A 21120-nucleotide genomic window follows, 5' to 3' on the forward strand; every position below is an offset into this window, starting at 1 on the left:
TTTGCTCCTTCAAAAATGGCACTTAAAAATCAACCAATGGTTCGCTTAAAGTGCACTGGCGTAACGTCAACGACACTACGCCAATACCTCAAGCTTAACGGTGGAAATCACCACTGCGTTCAGGCTGATACAGGATTTCCTCAATACGCACTTTTACCATAGAACCACCCGGACCTGGCCATTCAATTTCATCACCTTGAGAGAGCCCTAATAATGCGCTGCCCACCGGCGCCAAAATAGAAATCGTCCCTGCGCCGTTCACGTCTTTTGGATACACTAAACGTAAACAGAAAGTCTCATTACTGGATGAAACGCTAAACTTCACTTCTGAATTCATGGTCACCACATTCGCGGGCACCTGTGATGCAGGCACAATATCGGCTCTGTCTAATTCAGCCTCCAATGCCGCTTTGCCCGGAAACGCATTTGCCGGTAGTGACTCCAATAATCGCTCTAGTCTTTCTAAGTCAATTTCCGAAATAATGATTTTAGGTGTTTTCACAGTTTTTCCCTCGTAAAAAAATGTGATGTTTAAGCCGTTACTGTGGCTAACATCGACTCTGTTGCTTACCCTCCCCCAATGCGATAAGCCCCATAAAACAAATACGCTCGCAACGATAGACTGCAACCGTGTTAAATAAATTTGAGTTCAAGATTTTTTGCAGAACAGCACTGAAGCCATAAGCACTTAGCTCATGGTTAATGGCTCTACTCACATTATCCTCGCCAATGACACAGACGAGCGCGTAGTAGAGAAGCATCAATCTAACCCGTAGAAGCAAAAATATCTAGTCTTCATGGTGTTAGCTCAATCCCATTCCTATGATTTACTGCGCTTAGCGGCGTAAATTACCGCCAATAAAAAAGGCGCCTTAGGCGCCTTTTATATTCGAAAAGGTTAGCTTACCAACCTGTACGAATACGCAGCGCTTTGCCGATATCAGCAAGCGAGCGGACAGTTGTCACGCCCGCTGCTTCTAATGCAGCAAATTTGTCTTCTGCAGTACCTTTACCGCCAGCGATAATCGCGCCAGCATGGCCCATACGCTTACCAGCAGGTGCAGTGACACCCGCAATATAAGACACAACAGGCTTAGTCACGTGTGCTTTAATGAAAGCCGCCGCATCTTCCTCAGCGTTACCACCGATTTCACCGATCATAACGATCGCTTCAGTCTGTGGATCGTTTTGGAACATTTCCAGTACATCAATGAAGCTAGTACCTGGAATTGGGTCACCACCAATACCTACGCAAGTAGATTGGCCGAAACCTTCATCCGTCGTTTGCTTAACCGCTTCATAAGTCAGAGTACCTGAACGAGAAACGATGCCCACTTTGCCTTTTAAGTGGATGTGACCTGGCATGATGCCGATCTTACATTCACCTGGGGTGATAACACCTGGGCAGTTAGGGCCGATCATGCGAACGCCAGTTTCTTCAAGCTTCACTTTAACTTGCAGCATGTCCAGTGTAGGAATGCCTTCAGTGATACAAACGATAAGCTCGATGCCACCGTCGATAGCTTCAAGAATGGCATCTTTACAGAAAGGAGCCGGTACATAGATCACAGAAGCAGTTGCGCCAGTCGCAGCCACAGCGTCTTTCACAGTGTTAAACACTGGCAGACCTAAGTGAGTTTGACCACCTTTACCAGGAGACACACCGCCCACCATTTGCGTACCGTAATCGATAGCTTGTTGTGAGTGGAATGTACCTTGACCGCCTGTGAAACCTTGGCAAATTACCTTGGTATCTTTATTGATTAAGACAGACATTATTTGCCCTCCGCAGCTTTAACTACTTGCTCAGCCGCGTCAGTTAGACTGGTAGCTGCAATGATATCTAGACCTGATTTAGCTAATACTTCACGGCCAAGTTCAGCGTTAGTACCTTCTAAACGAACCACAACAGGTACTTTAACGCCCACTTCTTTAACAGCGCCGATAATACCTTCTGCGATCATGTCACAACGTACGATACCGCCGAAAATGTTAACCAGAACCGCTTTCACATTGCTGTCAGACAGAATGATTTTGAATGCTTCTGCTACACGTTCTTTCGTCGCGCCGCCGCCTACGTCTAAGAAGTTCGCTGGCTTGCCACCGTGCAAGTTAACGATATCCATAGTACCCATCGCCAGACCTGCACCGTTCACCATACAGCCAACGTTACCGTCTAATGCAACGTAGTTCAGCTCGAACTTAGCAGCGTGAGCTTCGCGGGCATCATCCTGTGATGGATCGTGCATGCCTTTGATTTTTGGTTGACGATAAAGTGCGTTACCGTCGATACCGATTTTACCGTCTAGGCAGTGTAGGTTGCCTTCAGTGGTAATAACCAGTGGGTTGATTTCAAGCAATGCGAAATCATGATCAACGAACATAGTCGCCAGACCCATGAAAATCTTAGTGAACTGCTTCATTTGAGTTGGGTTTAAACCTAACTTGAAGCCAAGATCACGTGCTTGATAACCTTGTGGGCCAGTCAAAGGATCTATGATTGCAGTGTGGATGAGTTCTGGCGTTTCTTCTGCCACTTTCTCAATTTCAACACCACCTTCAGTCGACGCCATGAACACAACACGACGAGTCGCGCGGTCAACAACGGCACCTAAGTACAGTTCGTTAGCGATGTCGGTACAGCTTTCTACTAAAATTTTAGCAACCGGCTGGCCTTTCTCATCAGTTTGATAAGTCACCAGATTTTTGCCTAACCAGTGTTCGGCAAAGGCTCTGATTTCTTCTTTATCGCCAGTGACTTTAACGCCACCTGCTTTACCGCGGCCGCCTGCGTGTACTTGACACTTAACAACCCATAAATTTCCGCCAATATGGCCTGCCGCTTCTACAGCTTCTTGGGCTGTATCACATGCAAAACCTTCTGACACTGGTAAACCATATTCGGCAAATAAGGATTTTGCCTGATACTCATGCAAATTCATGATGATCTATCCGTATACTTCTAATCAAATCCAACTGGCCCGTTTGGGCCAGTCACGAGGGTATGTCTGGCTATTTCTTTAAGCGCAATCTCTTATCGAGTTGTGTTACAGATCAAGCAGCAGACGAGTTGGGTCTTCTAGGAAGTCTTTAATCGCAACCAAGAAACCAACAGACTCACGGCCATCAACAATACGATGGTCATATGAGAGTGCTAGGTACATCATGGGCAGGATTTCAACCTGACCATTGACTGCCATTGGGCGATCTTTAATGGCATGCATGCCTAAAATCGCACTTTGTGGCAGGTTAAGGATCGGTGTAGACATCAGTGAACCGAAAACACCACCGTTAGTCACAGTGAAGTTACCGCCAGTCATGTCAGCCACAGTCAACTTACCGTCACGGCCTTTAAGGGCTAAGTCACGAACGGCTTTTTCGATTTCAGCTAAGTTCATGGTATCAGTGTCACGTAACACTGGTGTTACCAGACCACGTGGTGTTGATACTGCGATGCTGATGTCGAAGTAGTTGTGATAGACGATATCATCGCCATCAATAGACGCGTTGACTTCTGGGAAACGTTTCAGCGCTTCAGTCACGGCTTTGATGTAGAAAGACATAAAGCCTAAACGGATACCGTGGCGCTTTTCAAAGATATCTTGGTATTGCTTACGGATATCCATGATTGGCTTCATGTTCACTTCGTTAAACGTCGTGAGCATAGCGGTAGAGTTTTTCGCTTCTAACAAGCGGTTTGCGATTGTCTTACGCAGACGTGTCATTGGCACGCGCTTCTCGCTACGGCCAGCCGCTAACGGAGCTACAGCAGGTGCTGCTGGTGCCGCTGCTTTAGGCGCAGACTTAACAAAGGCTTCTACGTCTTCTTTCGTAATACGACCACCCACACCAGTGCCTTTTACTTTGCTGGCATCAACATTGTGCTCAGCCAGTAAACGGCGTACAGATGGGCTTAACGCATCACTGCTTTCATCGCTGGTTTCAGCTACAGGCGTTGCCGCTTCAGCTTGCGCTTTAGTGACTTCTTTGCCCGATACAGCACCGGCGATGAATTTAGCGATCACTTGTTCACCCAGAACAGTGGCGCCTTCTTCAAACAAAAACTCGCCAATGTGGCCATCTTCTGGCGCAACCACTTCAAGAACCACTTTATCGGTTTCAATATCAACCAGGTTTTGATCACGAGAAACTTGCTCGCCCACTTTCACATGCCAAGTGGCAATCGTGGCATCGGCAACAGATTCTGGTAGTACGGGTACCTTGATTTCGATACTCATGAAAAACTATCCTTTTATAAAATGTCTATTACTACAGTGTGATTGTAAGTTTCAGGGCACTGTTCACTAAAGATTCTTGCTGATGTGTGTGCAACTCAGGGTAACCACACGCTGGTGCAGCTGACGCTTCACGACCAGCATAAGTTAACTGTGCACCTGCAGGAACCGCGGCCCAGAAATGGTGTTGACTAGAGTACCAAGCACCTTGGTTCTGTGGCTCTTCCTGACACCAAACAAAATCTTTCACATGTTGGTAATCAGCCAAAGCAACGATCATTTCATCATGTGGGAACGGGTATAACTGTTCGACACGGATTAACGCTACGTTAGTGATATTTTCTTTACGACGTTTTTCCAGCAGCTCGAAGTAAACCTTACCACTGCAGAAGACAACTCGGTCAACCTTGCTTGCTTCCAACGTATCGATTTCACCGATCACATTTTGGAAACTGCCATTGGCTAATTCTTCCAAGCTTGAAACTGCTAATGGATGACGTAGTAATGACTTAGGCGACATGACGATAAGTGGTCGACGCATAGGACGCACCACTTGGCGGCGCAACATATGGTAGACCTGTGCAGGTGTTGAAGGCACACACACTTGCATATTGTGGTTAGCACACATCTGCAAGAAACGCTCTAAACGGGCGCTTGAATGCTCAGGGCCTTGACCTTCATAGCCATGGGGTAACAACATAGTCAGACCACATAAACGGCCCCACTTCTGCTCACCCGATGACAAGAACTGATCGATTACCACTTGGGCACAGTTAGCAAAGTCACCAAACTGCGCTTCCCAAATAGTCAATCCACCGGGTTCTGCTGTGGCATAACCATACTCAAACGCCAGTACTGAGGCTTCAGATAATACTGAGTCAGTAATATCAATTGGGCCTTGTTCATCAGCAATATTGCGCAGTGGCATGTAAGTCGTGCCATCGTTTTGATTGTGCAATACAGCATGACGATGGAAGAAAGTACCGCGGCCAGAATCCTGACCTGTAATACGTACACGCTTGTTGTCTTCCAGAATTGAGGCATAAGCCAGCGTTTCTGCAAAACCCCAATCGAGTGGCTTCTCGCCTTTTGCCATCGCTAAACGGTCGCTATAAATCTTAGCAACCCGTGATTGCAATGGATGACTTTCAGGTACATAGCTCAGTTTGTCAGCCAGACTTTGTAAACGCTCAGCCGACATAGAGGCTTGATACGCTTCGTCCCACTCACGACCAATATACGGTGTCCAATCAACAGAATGCAGCGTCATTGGGCGCCATTCTTTAACTACACAATCACCTTGATCTAATGCATCACGGTAATTATTGATAAGACCAGTCACATCATCAGCAGCCATCACGTTTTCAGCGATTAGCTTGTCTGCATAAATCTTACGTGGCGTTGGGTGTTTCTTGATCTTGGCATACATCAGCGGCTGAGTTGCACTTGGCTCATCGGCTTCGTTATGGCCATGACGGCGATAACACACCAATTCAACCACCACATCACGTTTGAACTCGTTACGATAATCAACGGCTAACTGCGACACAAAAGCAACGGCTTCGGGATCATCAGAGTTAACGTGGAAAATCGGTGCCTGAACCATCTTAGCGATGTCAGTACAGTATTCAGTCGAACGAGTGTCCGCATGGTTAGACGTAGTGAAACCCACTTGGTTGTTCACTACGATGCGAATACTGCCGCCGACTTTAAAGCCACGGGTTTGAGACATGTTGAATGTCTCTTGTACTATCCCTTGACCCGCAATGGCAGAGTCACCGTGAATAGTAATAGGCATGACTTGTAAGCCATCCTTACAACCGCGACGGTCTTGACGGGCACGTACAGAACCAATGACCACAGGGTTAACGATTTCAAGGTGCGATGGGTTGAAGGCCAGTGCTAAATGCACATTGCCGCCCGGCGTTTCAAAATCAGAGGAGAAACCTTGGTGGTACTTAACGTCACCAGAACCGTGGGTATCAGCATGCTTACCTGCGAACTCGTCAAACAGTTCAGCTGGACGCTTACCTAATACGTTCACTAACACGTTCAGACGACCACGGTGAGCCATACCGACGACGATTTCTTTGGTACCGGCTTCACCTGCACGATAAATAATTTCGCGCATCATAGGCACTAACGCATCACCGCCTTCTAACGAGAAACGTTTCGCACCAGGGAATTTAGCACCTAAGTATTTTTCAATACCTTCTGCGGCGTTAAGGCCTTCAAGAATGCGTGTCTTAACACTTTTATCGTAGTTAGCTTTACCTAAGGAAGGTTCGAGACGTTGTTGGATCCAGCGTTTCTCATCGGTATCGGTAATGTGCATATATTCAGCACCGATAGAACCACAATAGGTGGCTTTCAGCGCTTTTACCAAATCCGCGAGCTTCATGGTTTCGCCACCATGAGCAAAAGAACCTGTATTAAACTCACGTTCCATGTCTTCTTTAGTCAAGCCGTGGAAGGCAGGATCTAAATCAGCTACTGGTTCACGTTTCCACAGTTCAAGGGGATCAAGATTAGCACCTTGGTGACCACGGAAACGATGGGCGTTAATTAATTGCAGGACTTTAACTTGCTTAGCATCCATTTCAGGATCCGTCACACGAGCCGAGCTCTTATGGCGACCTTCTAACGCTAAACTGCGAAAATAATCACGTACTTTTGAGTGAGCAGCTTCAGGCGCATCAACAGAGGCACCGTTCACAGGAGGGAGATTATCAAATACCGCACGCCAATCATCAGCGACTGACTGTGGGTCTTCTTGATAGGCTTCATACATCTCTTCTACGTAGGTCGAATTTGCACCACTTAAGTGAGATGATTCGAGCCAGGCTTTCATGATGCCTTGGTGCATTTCTATTCCTTTCAAACTTTATACACGTGCTTAGCCATAGTATTAAATATGCAGTCTGTAGAGATTACCTTCGACGCATAATTTCTGCCGCCCCTAGATGTCCAGATATACGGCGCGTTGTCTTCCATTACATACGCAAAAGAGTCACCTTCTGCTACCAGAAAGTGACTCTTCAAGAGCTATATTATTATTGGTTTCAGCTCGGGTTCTCGCATTACACTGCTCGCTTCAACAGCATGGACTTAATATGACCAATTGCTTTAGTCGGATTAAGACCTTTTGGACAAACGTCAACGCAGTTCATGATGCCATGGCAACGGAACACGCTATAGGCGTCGTCCAGCTCAGATAAACGTTCTTCTGTAGCTGTATCGCGACTGTCGATCAAGAAACGATATGCATGAAGCAGACCGCTTGGACCGATAAACTTATCAGGATTCCACCAGAATGATGGGCAAGCCGTAGAACAACAGGCACACATGATACATTCGTACAAACCATCTAAATGAGCACGCTCTTCAGGGGATTGTAAGTGTTCACGAGCAGGTTGTTTCTCATCATTGATGAGGTAAGGCTTGATCTTCTCATACTGCTTATAGAACTGAGTTAAATCAACAACTAAGTCACGAACAACTGGCATACCTGGTAATGGACGTATTTCTAATTTCTTACCTTTAAAGGTTGAAATTGGGGTAATACACGCCAGACCATTCTTACCATTCATGTTCACGCCGTCTGAACCACACACGCCTTCACGGCATGAGCGACGGAATGACAAAGTCGGATCTTGCTCTTTCAACTTGATCAGTGCATCGAGCACCATCATGTCAGAGCCTTCAGCCACTTCTAAGCTGTAATCCTGCATATACGGTTTAGTATCTACGTCAGGATTGTAGCGATAAACTGCAAATGTCAATTTCATCTTTGCAACTCCTAGTAGGTACGTTTCTTCGGCGGGAATGCTTCACGTAACTTAGGTGCCATGTTCACTGCACGACGATCCATCGTTTCAGTGATTGGGTCAAATAAGCTGTGGCATAACCAGTTCTCATCATCACGCTCTAAATAATCTTCACGTGAGTGAGCACCGCGGCTTTCAGTACGGAAGTTAGCCGCATAAGCCGTGGCGATTGCCGTTGCCATCAAGTTATCTAACTCTAAACATTCAATACGTTGAGTATTGAATTCACGAGAGTTATCAGACAATTTAGCATTTGCAAGACGTTCACGAATCACTTTCAACTGCTCTAACCCTTCAGCCATAGCATCGCCACGACGGAATACAGAGAAGTTTAATTGCATACACAGTTGCAGATCCTTACGGATTTGCGCTGGATCTTCGCCATCTTTGTTGCTTTCCCAACGATTCAGACGCGCCAGAGAGGCAGCAATATCCGCATCGCTAGCATCTTTTGGATCGTCAGTCTCATCCAAAGCTTTACCTAAATGCTGACCCGCTGCGCGGCCAAAGACCACTAAATCAAGCAGTGAGTTACCACCTAAACGGTTTGCACCGTGAACAGATACACAGGCAATCTCACCCACAGCGAACAGACCAATAACATCTTGTTCAGTGCCGTCTTCATTCTTACGAATAACTTGACCACTGACCTTAGTTGGTAGACCGCCCATCATATAGTGACACGTTGGTAGTACTGGAATTGGACCATCGGCTGGATCGATATGTGCAAAAGTACGAGACAATTCACACACGCCTGGTAAACGTGCTTCTAATGTTTCTTTACCTAAGTGATCAAGCTTCAGTAAACAGTGTGGGCCTAATGGACCGTCTAAACCACGACCTTCGCGGATTTCAGTCATCATTGAACGTGCTACCACGTCACGTGATGCCAAATCTTTCGCGTTAGGGGCATAACGCTCCATGAAACGCTCGCCGTCTTTGTTCAGCAGATAACCGCCTTCACCACGACAACCTTCAGTCACAAGTACACCCGCGCCGGCGATGCCAGTTGGGTGGAATTGCCACATTTCCATGTCTTGCATTTGCACGCCAGCACGCATTGCCATACCGACGCCGTCACCGGTGTTGATATGCGCGTTAGTGGTAGAGGCGTAAATACGTCCTGCACCACCCGTCGCTAGAATCGTTGCCTTGGCTTTGAAATAAACGATATCGCCTGTTTCAATTTCAATCGCAGTACAACCCACAACGGCGCCATCATCGTTTTTAACGAGATCTAATGCATACCATTCTGAGAAGACTTGCGTCTTATGCTTAACGTTTTGTTGGTATAAACAGTGAAGCAAAGCATGACCAGTACGGTCGGCAGCTGCCGCAGTACGCGCAGCCTGCTCGCCACCAAAGTTCTTAGATTGACCACCAAATGGACGTTGGTAAATCGTACCATTTTCGAAACGAGAGAAAGGCAAACCCATTTGCTCAAGTTCAATCACGGCTTCAGGACCGGTTTTACACATGAACTCGATCGCTTCTTGGTCACCGATAAAATCGGAACCTTTCACGGTATCGTACATGTGTTGTTCCCAATGATCTTCATGGGCGTTACCTAACGCAACAGTGATACCACCCTGCGCAGATACGGTATGAGAACGGGTTGGGAATACTTTTGATAAAAGCGCACAGCTTTTACCTTCTTTGGAAATCTGCAGCGCTGCACGCATACCAGCGCCACCGGCACCGATCACTACAGCATCAAATTCGCGTACTGGAATACTCACTTAGACACCCCACACAATAACAATGCCGGCCGCTAAATAACAAAATACGGTAACGACAAAGGTGAACTGTAAAACACCACGTAACGACGTGCACTTAACGTAATCTGTCAGCACTTGCCATACACCAATCCAAGCATGTACTAATAAGGCTACCAGCGTCAGAAGTGTAAACACTTTCATCGGCAGAGCACTAAATAGGCCATGCCAGACGTTGTAGGTGAGAGGGGAACTACATGCAATAAAGCCAACCAAGAAAATGGTGTAACAGGCGAGGATCACTGCACTAGCGCGTAGTAGAATATAGTCATGAACACCACTGCGTCCAAAACTTGCTGCATTGGTTACCATACCCAGATCCCCGCTATGATTGAAAAGGCTACCGTTAAGGCAAATACAGCTTTCGCTGATGCGGCACCCGATGACAATTCTTCCCAACGACCGGTATCCATTACTAAGTGGCGCAGGCCACCAAACAAGTGATAGGCCAGTGCAGTCATAATGCCCCACAGGATAAACTTCATCACGAAGTTATCGAATAGAGACTGTACGCCAGCGAAACTTTCAGCTGATGCTAAAGATGAATTTAGCAACCAAATGAGAATGCCAACTGCGAACAGCATGATGACACCGGAAACACGGTGAAGAATTGACACAATCGCTGTTGCAGGAAAGCGAATGGTCTGCAGATCTAAATGGACAGGTCTTTGCTTTTTCACGTTCTGCTCACTCAGCTCCATTGAGCATTTTTTTTGTTATGTGAACCGCTTTTGTACAAACTTTAAACAGGAGGTTGATCACTGCAAAAGTAAACACAAAAGCAAAGTTTAAACAAACAGTTAACTATCTGAGCACGCACTCATTTAACATGTAAACAAAGGGTGCTTTATAATCGTTGTTTGCGGCCCTTATTGGGCGAGGCAAGTATACTCGCGGCAAATGTCAAATACAAACATCACAGAATGCAAATTATGTTTTTTTGACTATTTTTTACTGTAAGTGCCAGTTACAAATAGAAAAGTAAAGGCTTTTATACCATGGTCTAACAAATTTAAACGCTTATTTAAATTGAAATGTGATCTAGAATGGCTGTAAAGTAATGGCGGTTTGACATGCCGCACTCACAGATAAGAACTAAGTAAGGAGAACGGGGTATGGCTGATTTAAAAGCCAAATTAGAATTACCAGGGAACGACTCGATAGAATTGCCAGTAAAGCAGGGAACCGCTGGTTTTGACGTAATCGATATCAGTAAACTTGGCAGCAAAGGTTACTTTACTTTTGATCCAGGTTTTCTTGCGACTGCCTCCTGTGAATCTGCAATTACCTATATTGATGGTGATCTGGGTATATTGTTACACCGTGGCTATCCAATCGATCAACTTGCCGTTGACTCCGATTACCTAGACCTGTGTTATTTGCTGCTTTACGGTGAACTGCCGACCAAAGCGCAATATACTGAGTTTGTACATACAGTTAAAACCCACACTATGGTTCACGAGCAGCTAGCCTTCTTCTTTAGAGGTTTCCGTCGTGATGCTCATCCTATGGCCATGTTATGTGGTGTGACGGGTGCATTATCTGCATTTTACCAAGACTCTCTGGATGTTAACGATCCACGTCACCGCGAAATCGCCGCTTATCGCTTAGTCTCAAAAATGCCTACGATAGCAGCCATGTGCTACAAGTATTCTTCAGGCCAGCCATTCGTGTACCCACGTAATGACTTAAGCTATGCAGGCAACTTCTTAAGCATGATGTTTGCTGTACCGTGCGAAGAATACGTCGTGAACCCTATTGTTGAACGTGCAATGGACAGGATCTTCATTTTACATGCTGATCATGAACAAAATGCATCGACTTCAACAGTACGTTTAGCCGGTTCTTCAGGTGCAAACCCATTTGCGTGTATCGCAGCGGGTATCGCATCTCTTTGGGGCCCTGCACACGGCGGCGCTAACGAAGCCTGTTTGCAAATGTTAGAAGAAATCGGTTCAGTAGACCGTATTCCTGAATTCATTGAACGCGCTAAAGATAAAAATGATCCTTTCCGTCTGATGGGCTTTGGACACCGTGTTTACAAAAACTTTGACCCACGAGCCAAAGTGATGCGTGAAACCTGTCATGAAGTGCTGAAAGAACTGAAAGTACAAGATCCACTCTTGGATGTGGCAATGGAGCTTGAGCGTATTGCACTTGAAGACGAATACTTCATTTCTAAAAAGCTGTATCCAAACGTCGACTTCTACTCTGGCATCATCATGAAAGCCATTGGTATTCCAACCAGTATGTTCACTGTGCTGTTCGCACTGGCACGTACTGTAGGCTGGATTGCTCACTGGAAAGAAATGTTAGATCAACCAGGCCACAAAATCAGCCGTCCACGTCAGTTATATACTGGTGAAACTGCGCGTGATTTCGTCGCACAAGACAAACGCTAAGTCCCACGACTTACGCATTAAAAAGCGCCTAAGGGCGCTTTTTTCATTTCAAATAATCCTCTTTTAAACTTACTTCTCCTGACAAAATACATTGTTGCAATTGCGCACTTGTGTAATCTTAATTAACCGCGTTTAGTTATTCTCATCACTTTTTAAACCTTTTAGCTACATTTAGTAAGAATCACAAATCACACTTAGCCCCAAATACGGCTAACAACCTGAAATTAAATAACTTTAAATATTGGCATGGTTTCTGCTAACAACTGACATCACAATAAAGACAACAGGTAACATTCTTATGGAAAAGTCAAAAATTGCTCAATTCACCCTGCCACTGCTAATGATTTCGATGCTAGCAGCCTGTGGTGAGGAAGAAGTGGTCAAAAAAGAAGAAAAATATGCCATTCCCGTCGAAACCACTACAGTGATGCAAGGAAACGTTTCTTCTTTTTACAGTACAACTGCCACCTTAGAAGCGCCACAGGAAGCCAATGTAGTAAGTCGTATATCAGGGCTCATTGAATCTCTCGCTGTTGAAGAAGGTGACCGCGTTCAAAAGGGACAAGTGCTGGCTGTTATTGATGCCAAAAGACAGCAATACGATTTAGACCGCTCAGAAGCCGAAGTCAAAATCATCGAGCAGGAATTGAATCGTCTGAAGAAAATGAGCAACAGAGAATTTATCAGCGCAGATTCAATGGCCAAACTTGAATATAACTTGCAAGCCGCTATCGCTAAAAAAGATCTCGCCGAACTGCAAGTAAAAGAAAGCCGCGTCCTTTCCCCTATTAGCGGCGTCGTTGCTAAACGCTATGTTAAAGCTGGCAATATGGCGAAGGAATTTGGCGACTTGTTTTATATAGTCAACCAAGATGAACTCCACGGTATAGTTCATTTGCCAGAGCAACAACTTGCGAGCTTAAAACTCGGCCAAGAAGCACAAGTGTTTAGTAATCAACATAGCAAGAATGCTATCCACGCCAAAGTGTTGCGCATAAGCCCGATTGTGGACCCACAAAGTGGCACCTTTAAGGTGACACTTGCTGTGCCGAATCAAGAGGCGCGCCTTAAAGCAGGCATGTTTACCCGGGTTGAGCTCAAATACGATACCCACGAGAACGTGATTACTGTTCCCTACAGCGCCTTGATTAACCAAGACAACAAACAAGCGCTTTATGTTATTGATGGTACCAATGCGAACCGTCGTGAAGTCGAAATTGGCTACCGTGAAGGTGATTCGGTAGAAGTGATTACAGGTATTAACCCCGGTGAGCAAGTCGTTACCCGTGGCCAGCAAAACTTGAAAGACCAATCCTTAGTCGAAGTGATCACCCCACTCGATCTTGCTTCCGCTAAGAACTGATAGGAGCCTTTCATGTCAATTATCAGCACTTCCGTTAAACGGCCAGTCACGGTATGGATGTTCATGCTGGCAGTGATTTTATTCGGTATGGTGGGATTTTCCCGCCTAGCGGTGAAGTTACTGCCAGACTTAAGCTATCCCACATTAACCATTCGCACTATGTATGACGGCGCGGCGCCAGTTGAAGTCGAACAGCTCGTCTCTAAACCAATTGAAGAAGCCGTTGGCGTGGTCAAAGGCTTACGTAAAATCAGTTCTATTTCGCGCTCAGGCATGTCAGATGTGGTGCTTGAGTTTGAATGGGGCACAACAATGGATATGGCGAGTTTAGATGTACGTGAAAAACTCGACACTATCGCTCTGCCGCTCGATGTAAAAAAGCCCTTATTACTTCGTTTTAACCCCAATCTCGACCCCATTATGCGTCTTGCGCTGTCGGTGCCCAATGCATCTGAAGCCGATCTCAAACAAATGCGCACCTATGCAGAGGAAGAGCTTAAGCGTCGTTTAGAGGCGCTATCTGGGGTCGCCGCCGTGCGTTTATCTGGCGGCCTAGAGCAAGAAGTGCATATTCAGCTCAATCAAGAAAAACTGTCGCAGCTCAATCTCAATGCCGATGATATTAAACGTCGTATTAATGAGGAAAACATCAACCTCTCTGCGGGTAAAGTGATCCAAGGTGATCGCGAATACTTAGTACGAACGCTAAACCAATTCAACTCATTAGATGAACTCGGCCAAGTGATCGTCTATCGCGACGAGCAAGCTTTAGTCCGTTTATTCGAAGTTGCTACCATCACAGATGCCTACAAAGAGCGTAGTGATATCACCCGCATCGGCAGTCAAGAATCGATTGAACTGGCCATTTATAAAGAAGGTGATGCAAATACTGTCGCTGTCGCCAAAAAACTGCGCGATGAACTCGTCAAAATCAATCAAGACCCTAAGCAAAATAAGCTCGAAGTGATTTACGATCAGTCTGAGTTTATCGAAAGTGCGGTCAGCGAAGTCACCTCTTCTGCGCTGATGGGCAGCTTGTTATCTATGCTAGTGATTTACCTGTTCTTGCGTAATATCATCCCGACACTGATTATTTCTATCTCGATTCCCTTCTCAGTCATCGCCACCTTTAACATGATGTATTTTGCAGATATCAGCTTAAATATCATGTCATTAGGTGGTATCGCCCTTGCCATCGGCCTCTTGGTCGATAACGCCATTGTGGTATTAGAGAACATAGACCGCTGCCGTAGCGAAGGCATGAGTAAATTAGAAGCTGCAGTGACAGGGACTAAAGAAGTGGCAGGCGCGATTTTTGCCTCAACACTCACCACTCTTGCGGTGTTTGTGCCGCTAGTATTTGTGGATGGGATTGCTGGCGCACTCTTCTCAGATCAAGCGCTAACGGTCACTTTTGCGCTGTTAGCATCGCTATTAGTCGCGTTAACATCCATTCCAATGCTGGCATCACGTGAAGGCTTTAGAACCTTACCCGCGCTGATAAAAACGACACCTAAGGATAAACCCACCACTAAAATGGGCAAGCTTAAACACTATAGCGCGACTGTGTTTTCCTTTCCTATTCTATTAATTGTTAGTTACTTACCCAGTGCACTACTGACCTTAGTGTTGATTTTAGGCCGCTTTTTCTCATGGCTTATTGGTCTAGTGATGCGCCCGTTAAGCTCAGCATTTAACTTTGTCTACCACAGTATTGAGAAGGTTTATTACAAACTTCTGGCCTCGGCGCTGCGCCAACAAAAAGCAACGCTGTTACTCACGATTGCAATAACAGGCGCTTGTATTAGCTTGTTACCGCGACTTGGTATGGAGCTTATTCCGCCAATGAATCAGGGTGAGTTTTATGTGGAGATCTTGCTACCGCCGGGTACGGCAGTGAGCGAAACCGACAAGATATTACAGCAACTTGCACTGTCCATTAAAGACAGAGCCGAAGTTAAACATGCTTATAGCCAAGCTGGTAGCGGCGGTTTGATGACTTCGGATACTGCCCGCGGGGGTGAAAACTGGGGCCGCTTGCAAGTGGTGCTTAACGACCACAGTGCCTATAACGCAGTCACTCAAGTATTACGTGATACTGCGCGCCGTATTCCTGAACTTGAAGCGAAAATTGAGCAACCTGAGTTATTCAGCTTTAAAACGCCACTGGAGATTGAGCTCACAGGTTACGATTTGAACTTACTCAAACGCAGCGCAGATAGTCTCGTCAAAGCATTATCCGCATCGGAGCGTTTTGCCGACGTGAACACCAGTCTACGTGATGGTCAACCAGAGCTAAGTATCCGTTTCGATCATGCAAGGTTAGCGGCTCTAGGAATGGATGCACCAACGGTTGCGAACCGTATCGCCCAACGTGTTGGTGGTACTGTTGCCAGTCAATACACAGTGCGTGACCGTAAGATTGATATTCTGGTGCGCAGTGAACTCGCAGAGCGGGATCAAATCAGCGATATCGATGCCTTAATCATCAATCCGAATAGCAGTCAGCCTATTGCATTAAGCGCAGTTGCAGAAGTTTCATTGCAATTAGGCCCATCTGCGATTAACCGCATCAGCCAACAACGTGTGGCTCTCGTATCAGCTAACCTCGCCTATGGTGATTTAAGCGATGCGGTTGCACAGGCGCAGCAGATCCTATCGCAACAAGTGTTACCCGCATCGGTTCAGGCCCGTTTTGGTGGTCAAAATGAGGAAATGGAGCACTCATTCCAATCACTCAAAATTGCCCTTATCTTAGCGATTTTCTTAGTGTATTTAGTCATGGCGAGTCAGTTTGAATCACTATTACATCCCTTGCTTATTCTCTTTGCCGTACCTATGGCATTAGGTGGCAGTGTACTTGGGCTTTATATCACCCAAACTCATTTGAGTGTGGTGGTATTTATTGGCCTTATCATGTTGGCGGGGATCGTCGTGAACAACGCGATTGTGCTTGTGGATCGGATCAATCAACTGCGTAGCGAAGGTGCTCAAAAACTTGATGCCATTCGCGATGCAGCTAAATCGCGCCTACGCCCCATTATGATGACAACCCTCACCACGATCTTAGGCTTATTGCCGATGGCGCTAGGTCTAGGTGATGGCTCAGAGGTGCGCGCACCGATGGCGATTACGGTGATCTTTGGTCTGAGTTTATCAACACTACTGACCTTAATTGTGCTCCCAGTGCTCTATGCCCTGTTCGACCGTAAAGAATACGCAGTAACTGGCTCACATGTAAACGTAGAGGAGGCTCGCCCATGAACCTCACCCGTTTAGCCATTCAGCGCCCCGTAACCACCAGCATGTTTTTCTTTGCTATCTTGCTGTTTGGTCTCGCCTCGAGTCGCCTATTACCGCTGGAAATGTTCCCCGGTATTGATATCCCACAGATAGTGGTGGAAGTGCCTTACAAAGGCTCGACCCCTGCTGAAGTGGAACGCGATATTACCAAAGTGCTGGAGGAATCCCTCGCGACTATGGGTGGGATTGATGAGCTTGAATCAGAGTCCTCCCAAGAAGGCGCCGAAATCGAAATCAACATGAAGTGGGGGGAAAACGTTGCAACTAAGAGCTTAGAAGCGCGGGAAAAAATCGATGCAGTGCGGCATTTACTGCCCAAGGATGTGGAGCGGGTCTTTATCCGCCAATTCTCCACCGCCGACATGCCTGTGCTCACCATACGTATCTCAAGTGATCGTGAGCTTTCAGGTGCATTCGATCTACTCGATAAACAGCTCAAGCGTCCGCTTGAACGTGTTGAAGGTGTCTCTAAGGTCAGCCTGTACGGTGTTGAGCAAAAGCAAATTGAGGTACGCATCAATGCCGACCGCCTTGCCGCCAGTGGATTTTCAGCCACAGATTTGCAACAACGTCTCGGCAGAGAGAACTTTGTGCTGAGCGCAGGTACACTCAGGGCCAGTAATATCGTTTATCAAGTTTCACCTAAGGGTGAGTTTAGAAACCTTGAAGATATCAAAGCACTAGTACTGATCCCCGGATTGACCTTAGGCAATATCGCCGATGTGCAATTTGCCCTACCTGAACGTATCGAAGGTCGACATTTAGATAAGCACTATGCCGTGGGTTTGGATGTGTTTAAGGAATCTGGCGCTAACTTAGTCGAAGTGTCAGACCGTGTAATGAAGGTAATTGAGCTTGCGAAGCAAGACCAACAGTTCCAAGGTATTCGTCTATTTATCATGGAAGATCAAGCCTCTGGAGTAAAATCTTCACTAATGGATTTGCTGCTTTCAGGGTTAATCGGTGCACTGCTGTCCTTTGTGGTGCTGTACTTATTCCTGCGTAATTTGAAAATAACTTTAGTGGTTGTGTCATCCGTGCCTATTTCAATCGGTATGACGCTCGCCGCTATGTATCTACTCGGCTACAGCTTGAATATCCTGTCTATGATGGGACTCCTGCTTGCCGTCGGTATGTTGATTGATAATGCTGTAGTTGTCACTGAGAGCGTACTGCAGGAAAAACAAGGTAAACACCCTAAGGACAATGAAGAGTCTGTCATGACGGGGGTCGATAAAGTGTCTCTGGCGGTATTGGCAGGCACAATGACAACCGCCATTGTATTTTTACCTAATATTTTTGGCGTAAAAGTCGAGATCACCATTTTTCTAGAGCATGTTGCTATTGCGATTTGTATTTCACTCGCCGCGTCGCTATTGGTCGCAAAAACCTTAATCCCTTTGATGTTGACTAAGCTCCACTTCGACATCGCCCCCGAAAAGGATGGGGGTAAATTACAGCGTTTCTACAACAATAGCCTAGATTGGGTATTGCTCAGACCGTGGCGTTCAGGCGTTATTGCTGTAGCGATCCTCGCATCCACCGCCCTGCCGCTATCTATGGTTAAACAGGACCAAGAAGACAGCGAGAGCAATGAACGAATCTACATTAACTACCAAGTAGAAGGTCGACATAATCTCAATGTTACTGAGGCAATGATCAACCAAATGGAAGAGTATCTTTATAACAATAAAGAGGAATTCCATATTGATTCTGTCTACAGCTATTATGCCTCTGACGATGGCTCATCAGTGATCCTCCTAAAGAAAGATTTACCTATGTCAGTGGATGAGTTAAAAAAGAAAATCCGCAGCGGCTTCCCTAAGTATTCCATCGCCAAACCGCAATTTGGCTGGGGCAATGACAACTCTGGCGTGCGAGTCACACTGACAGGACGTTCAACCTCTGAGCTGATTAATTTGAGCGAACAAGTTATTCCTTTGTTGCAAAATATCAAAGGATTGCAAGATGTTCGCTCCGAGCTTAACGGCGCTCAGCAAGAAGTGATTATCCGCATTGATAGACAAATGGCGGCGCGGTTAGATTTAAAACTCAATGAAATTGCCTCAAGTATCTCCATGGCACTGCGCGGTTCACCGCTACGATCCTTCCGCCACGATCCTAATGGCGAGCTGCGCATCGAAATGGCCTACGAGAAAGAATGGCAAAAGTCACTTGAGAAACTCAAGCAGTTACCCATAGTACGCCTCGACCAAAGAGTGTACACCTTAGATAATCTGGCGAAGATTGAGATCCAACCCCGCTTCGATACTATCAAACACTTCAATCGCCAAACCTCGCTGTCGATTGGGGCTAACTTAGAAAACCTCACCACAGAAGAGGCGCAAACTAAGATCAAGCAAGTGATGGAAAATATCCGTTTCCCCGATGGTTACGACTATTCACTCCGTGGTGGCTTCGAGCGCCAAGATGAAGATCAGAACGTGATGGTGACTAATATGCTCTTGGCTGTCGCGATGATTTATATTGTTATGGCGGCCTTGTTTGAATCTCTACTGTTACCGACGGCGATTATTACCTCGATCCTATTTTCCATCACAGGTGTATTCTGGGCGCTGTTTATCACAGGTACCCCTATTTCTGTGATGGCAATGATAGGTATCTTGATTTTAATGGGGATTGTGGTAAACAACGGTATCGTTCTGGTGGATCAAATCAATCAGATGACACCGGATCTCGACAAATTGTCTGACACCATTCGGGAGGTGTGTATCACCCGTTTGCGGCCTGTGTTAATGACAGTAGGTACAACAGTACTGGGATTAGTCCCACTGGCGATGGGTGATACCCAAATCGGTGGCGGCGGCCCGCCATATTACCCCATGGCCATCGCCATTATCGGTGGCTTATCGTTCTCGACAGTGACTAGCTTGTACTTAGTCCCCCTGTGCTATCAAGCTTTTTATCGGATGCGTCACCGCGCAGCGATTCGCTTAGACCAAGCCGATCACTTTGCCAAAAAACTGTTACCTTGGACGGTTTAGTTGTCTTGGATAGCTGATGTTCTTGAACAGTTCAGCAATCTTCGGCAACTTAATATGCCATTGAATTTGTAATAAAAAGGCTGCTGTGCGGCCTTTTTTATTAAAAAATAATTAATTATTGCCTTAACGGCGCGACAATCACCTGACCTTGCGCAGTTTTCGTCCCTCTAAAAAAGTCGTTGCTATTGAGTGATAACATAATACCTTTACTGAAATTATCCCCTAGTCGGTACCAACGACGCTCACCGGATGTATTCGAAAATGAGCGAAAAGCGATGGGAAACACCTTTCCTTGCGTAAAATCAGTTTGCTCAGCAACATCATATGCAAACATGTTAAATACTTCCTGTACCCCTTCCTCAAGATACTGACGTAACGGCTGACCATTATCCGCTAGCCATGTCTTAGCCTGTTTTGCAGCGAACGCTTGCTCATCTAAAGGCTCATTAACCGCGGCTAAGGCTTTGTCACGCTTTTTAATCTCCCTTAAACGTTCACGCATGCCATCAGGCAATTTGGCATACTTGGCATTAATTTTCGCAAGATACTCCTGCTTTTCTTCTTCGGTGCGGAGTCTATCCACATAGGGATTCGATTTTGATTGGTATAGGAAGCGGTTTTGGTAAAGCAATTGCGGCTTTTCCCCCTTAACGGCACCTTGATATAGTTGGACCTGTAACAATACATGCAGCATTGTGTTATCCGGTGTTAAGCTGTATTCCGGTGTGAGGATAAGCGCAGTATCATCTGGTGCTAATCCTAAGGTTTTAATTCCTTTTGAAGGCCATTCATCATAAACCTTCACTTGATTGTCAGCCAATTGAGGTAAGGTCGTGATCAACATTTGGTACTGCTTCTCATAGGCCTTTTTTAAGGTATCGCCCGCAAGTAACTCTCTAATTTTTGTTATCGCTTCTTCTGCATCAGTCTCTCGGGATTCATTAATTGCAGCCTCAGTCAAACCGACAATTAAACCGCCAAGCGCCCCTGCAGTGACACCCGCTGCAGCTAACGTACCATCAGACGTGCCATATAAGTGATACTGAGCTCCTAATTTTTTATTTGATAAATCAACGACTAATTGTGCATTATTGAGCTTTTCTTGTTGGTTAGTATCAAGGTTTACCTTGTAGGGGGCTATGGTACAGGCCGATAAAGTGCTCACAGCCAATATCACCAGTAAAGGGGTTTTAAACATCAAGACTTTCAT

Annotated in this window: 14 protein-coding genes; 4 read left to right on the plus strand and 10 right to left on the minus strand. The window is 46.0% G+C overall.

The features are described 5' to 3' along the window. Positions 1-94: 94 nt before the first annotated feature. The 9 genes from rnk to sdhC form a co-directional block, all read right to left on the minus strand. Positions 95-502: a nucleoside diphosphate kinase regulator gene (gene rnk / locus CKQ84_RS21455; protein ID WP_028759704.1), complete on the minus strand. Its 408-nt coding sequence runs from the start codon at positions 500-502 to the stop codon at positions 95-97. A 401-nt stretch (positions 503-903) separates the two neighbouring features. Beyond that, positions 904-1776 carry a succinate--CoA ligase subunit alpha gene (sucD, locus tag CKQ84_RS21460; RefSeq protein WP_028759703.1) on the minus strand — a complete coding sequence of 291 codons (873 nt, stop codon included), beginning with the start codon at positions 1774-1776 and terminating at the stop codon, positions 904-906. Then, on the minus strand, positions 1776-2942 hold the full coding sequence (gene sucC, locus CKQ84_RS21465) for an ADP-forming succinate--CoA ligase subunit beta (protein WP_006081976.1): 1167 nt from the start codon (positions 2940-2942) through the stop codon (positions 1776-1778). The genes sucD and sucC overlap by 1 nt, the downstream gene beginning before the upstream one ends. Positions 2943-3047: 105 nt before the next feature. Further along, positions 3048-4238, minus strand: coding sequence for a 2-oxoglutarate dehydrogenase complex dihydrolipoyllysine-residue succinyltransferase (gene odhB / locus CKQ84_RS21470; protein ID WP_105252694.1), 1191 nt, complete (start codon positions 4236-4238; stop codon positions 3048-3050). 31 nt (positions 4239-4269) lie between these two features. Continuing rightward, entirely contained in the window at positions 4270-7101 is a 2832-nt protein-coding gene (sucA, locus tag CKQ84_RS21475) for a 2-oxoglutarate dehydrogenase E1 component (RefSeq protein WP_028759702.1), read from the minus strand. A gap of 214 nt (positions 7102-7315) precedes the next feature. Next, on the minus strand, positions 7316-8023 hold the full coding sequence (locus CKQ84_RS21480; protein ID WP_028759701.1) for a succinate dehydrogenase iron-sulfur subunit: 708 nt from the start codon (positions 8021-8023) through the stop codon (positions 7316-7318). Positions 8024-8034: 11 nt separating this feature from the next. Next, positions 8035-9801 carry a succinate dehydrogenase flavoprotein subunit gene (gene sdhA / locus CKQ84_RS21485; protein WP_105252695.1) on the minus strand — a complete coding sequence of 589 codons (1767 nt, stop codon included), beginning with the start codon at positions 9799-9801 and terminating at the stop codon, positions 8035-8037. Continuing rightward, positions 9802-10149 carry a succinate dehydrogenase, hydrophobic membrane anchor protein gene (sdhD, locus tag CKQ84_RS21490; protein WP_105252696.1) on the minus strand — a complete coding sequence of 116 codons (348 nt, stop codon included), beginning with the start codon at positions 10147-10149 and terminating at the stop codon, positions 9802-9804. Next, positions 10143-10538: a succinate dehydrogenase, cytochrome b556 subunit gene (sdhC, locus tag CKQ84_RS21495; protein WP_012089416.1), complete on the minus strand. Its 396-nt coding sequence runs from the start codon at positions 10536-10538 to the stop codon at positions 10143-10145. Before sdhC ends, sdhD begins: the two co-directional genes overlap by 7 nt. Positions 10539-10952: 414 nt before the next feature. Between sdhC and CKQ84_RS21500 the strand changes: the two genes are divergently transcribed. From CKQ84_RS21500 to CKQ84_RS21515, 4 genes are all read left to right on the plus strand, one after another. Beyond that, complete coding sequence (locus CKQ84_RS21500) at positions 10953-12239, plus strand: citrate synthase (protein WP_105252697.1); 1287 nt, start codon at positions 10953-10955, stop codon at positions 12237-12239. Between the two features lie 298 nt (positions 12240-12537). Further along, positions 12538-13602, plus strand: a complete 1065-nt coding sequence (locus CKQ84_RS21505; RefSeq protein ID WP_105252698.1) for an efflux RND transporter periplasmic adaptor subunit — start codon at positions 12538-12540, stop codon at positions 13600-13602. A 12-nt stretch (positions 13603-13614) separates the two neighbouring features. Beyond that, a complete protein-coding gene (locus CKQ84_RS21510) occupies positions 13615-16866 on the plus strand; it encodes an efflux RND transporter permease subunit (RefSeq protein ID WP_105252699.1) in 3252 nt (1083 codons plus the stop codon). Beyond that, on the plus strand, positions 16863-19910 hold the full coding sequence (locus CKQ84_RS21515; RefSeq protein WP_105252700.1) for an efflux RND transporter permease subunit: 3048 nt from the start codon (positions 16863-16865) through the stop codon (positions 19908-19910). The genes CKQ84_RS21510 and CKQ84_RS21515 overlap by 4 nt, the downstream gene beginning before the upstream one ends. Before the next feature lie 115 nt (positions 19911-20025). On the opposite strand, the gene CKQ84_RS21520 is transcribed toward CKQ84_RS21515, so the two are convergent. Further along, on the minus strand, positions 20026-21120 hold the full coding sequence (locus CKQ84_RS21520) for a hypothetical protein (RefSeq protein ID WP_028759695.1): 1095 nt from the start codon (positions 21118-21120) through the stop codon (positions 20026-20028).

The organism is Shewanella sp. WE21 (genome assembly GCF_002966515.1).
In the GTDB taxonomy this organism is placed as follows: Bacteria; Pseudomonadota; Gammaproteobacteria; order Enterobacterales; family Shewanellaceae; genus Shewanella; species Shewanella oncorhynchi.

What these genes read in the sequence shown, in the direction of transcription:
- CKQ84_RS21500 (WP_105252697.1), top strand. Translation starts at nt 10,953, where the DNA reads ATGGCTGATTTAAAAGCCAAATTAGAATTACCAGGGAACGACTCGATA.
- sucD (WP_028759703.1), bottom strand. Translation starts at nt 1,776, where the DNA reads ATGTCTGTCTTAATCAATAAAGATACCAAGGTAATTTGCCAAGGTTTC.
- odhB (WP_105252694.1), bottom strand. Translation starts at nt 4,238, where the DNA reads ATGAGTATCGAAATCAAGGTACCCGTACTACCAGAATCTGTTGCCGAT.
- sdhD (WP_105252696.1), bottom strand. Translation starts at nt 10,149, where the DNA reads ATGGTAACCAATGCAGCAAGTTTTGGACGCAGTGGTGTTCATGACTAT.
- CKQ84_RS21510 (WP_105252699.1), top strand. Translation starts at nt 13,615, where the DNA reads ATGTCAATTATCAGCACTTCCGTTAAACGGCCAGTCACGGTATGGATG.
- sdhC (WP_012089416.1), bottom strand. Translation starts at nt 10,538, where the DNA reads ATGGAGCTGAGTGAGCAGAACGTGAAAAAGCAAAGACCTGTCCATTTA.
- CKQ84_RS21505 (WP_105252698.1), top strand. Translation starts at nt 12,538, where the DNA reads ATGGAAAAGTCAAAAATTGCTCAATTCACCCTGCCACTGCTAATGATT.
- CKQ84_RS21515 (WP_105252700.1), top strand. Translation starts at nt 16,863, where the DNA reads ATGAACCTCACCCGTTTAGCCATTCAGCGCCCCGTAACCACCAGCATG.
- CKQ84_RS21480 (WP_028759701.1), bottom strand. Translation starts at nt 8,023, where the DNA reads ATGAAATTGACATTTGCAGTTTATCGCTACAATCCTGACGTAGATACT.
- CKQ84_RS21520 (WP_028759695.1), bottom strand. Translation starts at nt 21,120, where the DNA reads ATGAAAGTCTTGATGTTTAAAACCCCTTTACTGGTGATATTGGCTGTG.
- sucC (WP_006081976.1), bottom strand. Translation starts at nt 2,942, where the DNA reads ATGAATTTGCATGAGTATCAGGCAAAATCCTTATTTGCCGAATATGGT.
- sucA (WP_028759702.1), bottom strand. Translation starts at nt 7,101, where the DNA reads ATGCACCAAGGCATCATGAAAGCCTGGCTCGAATCATCTCACTTAAGT.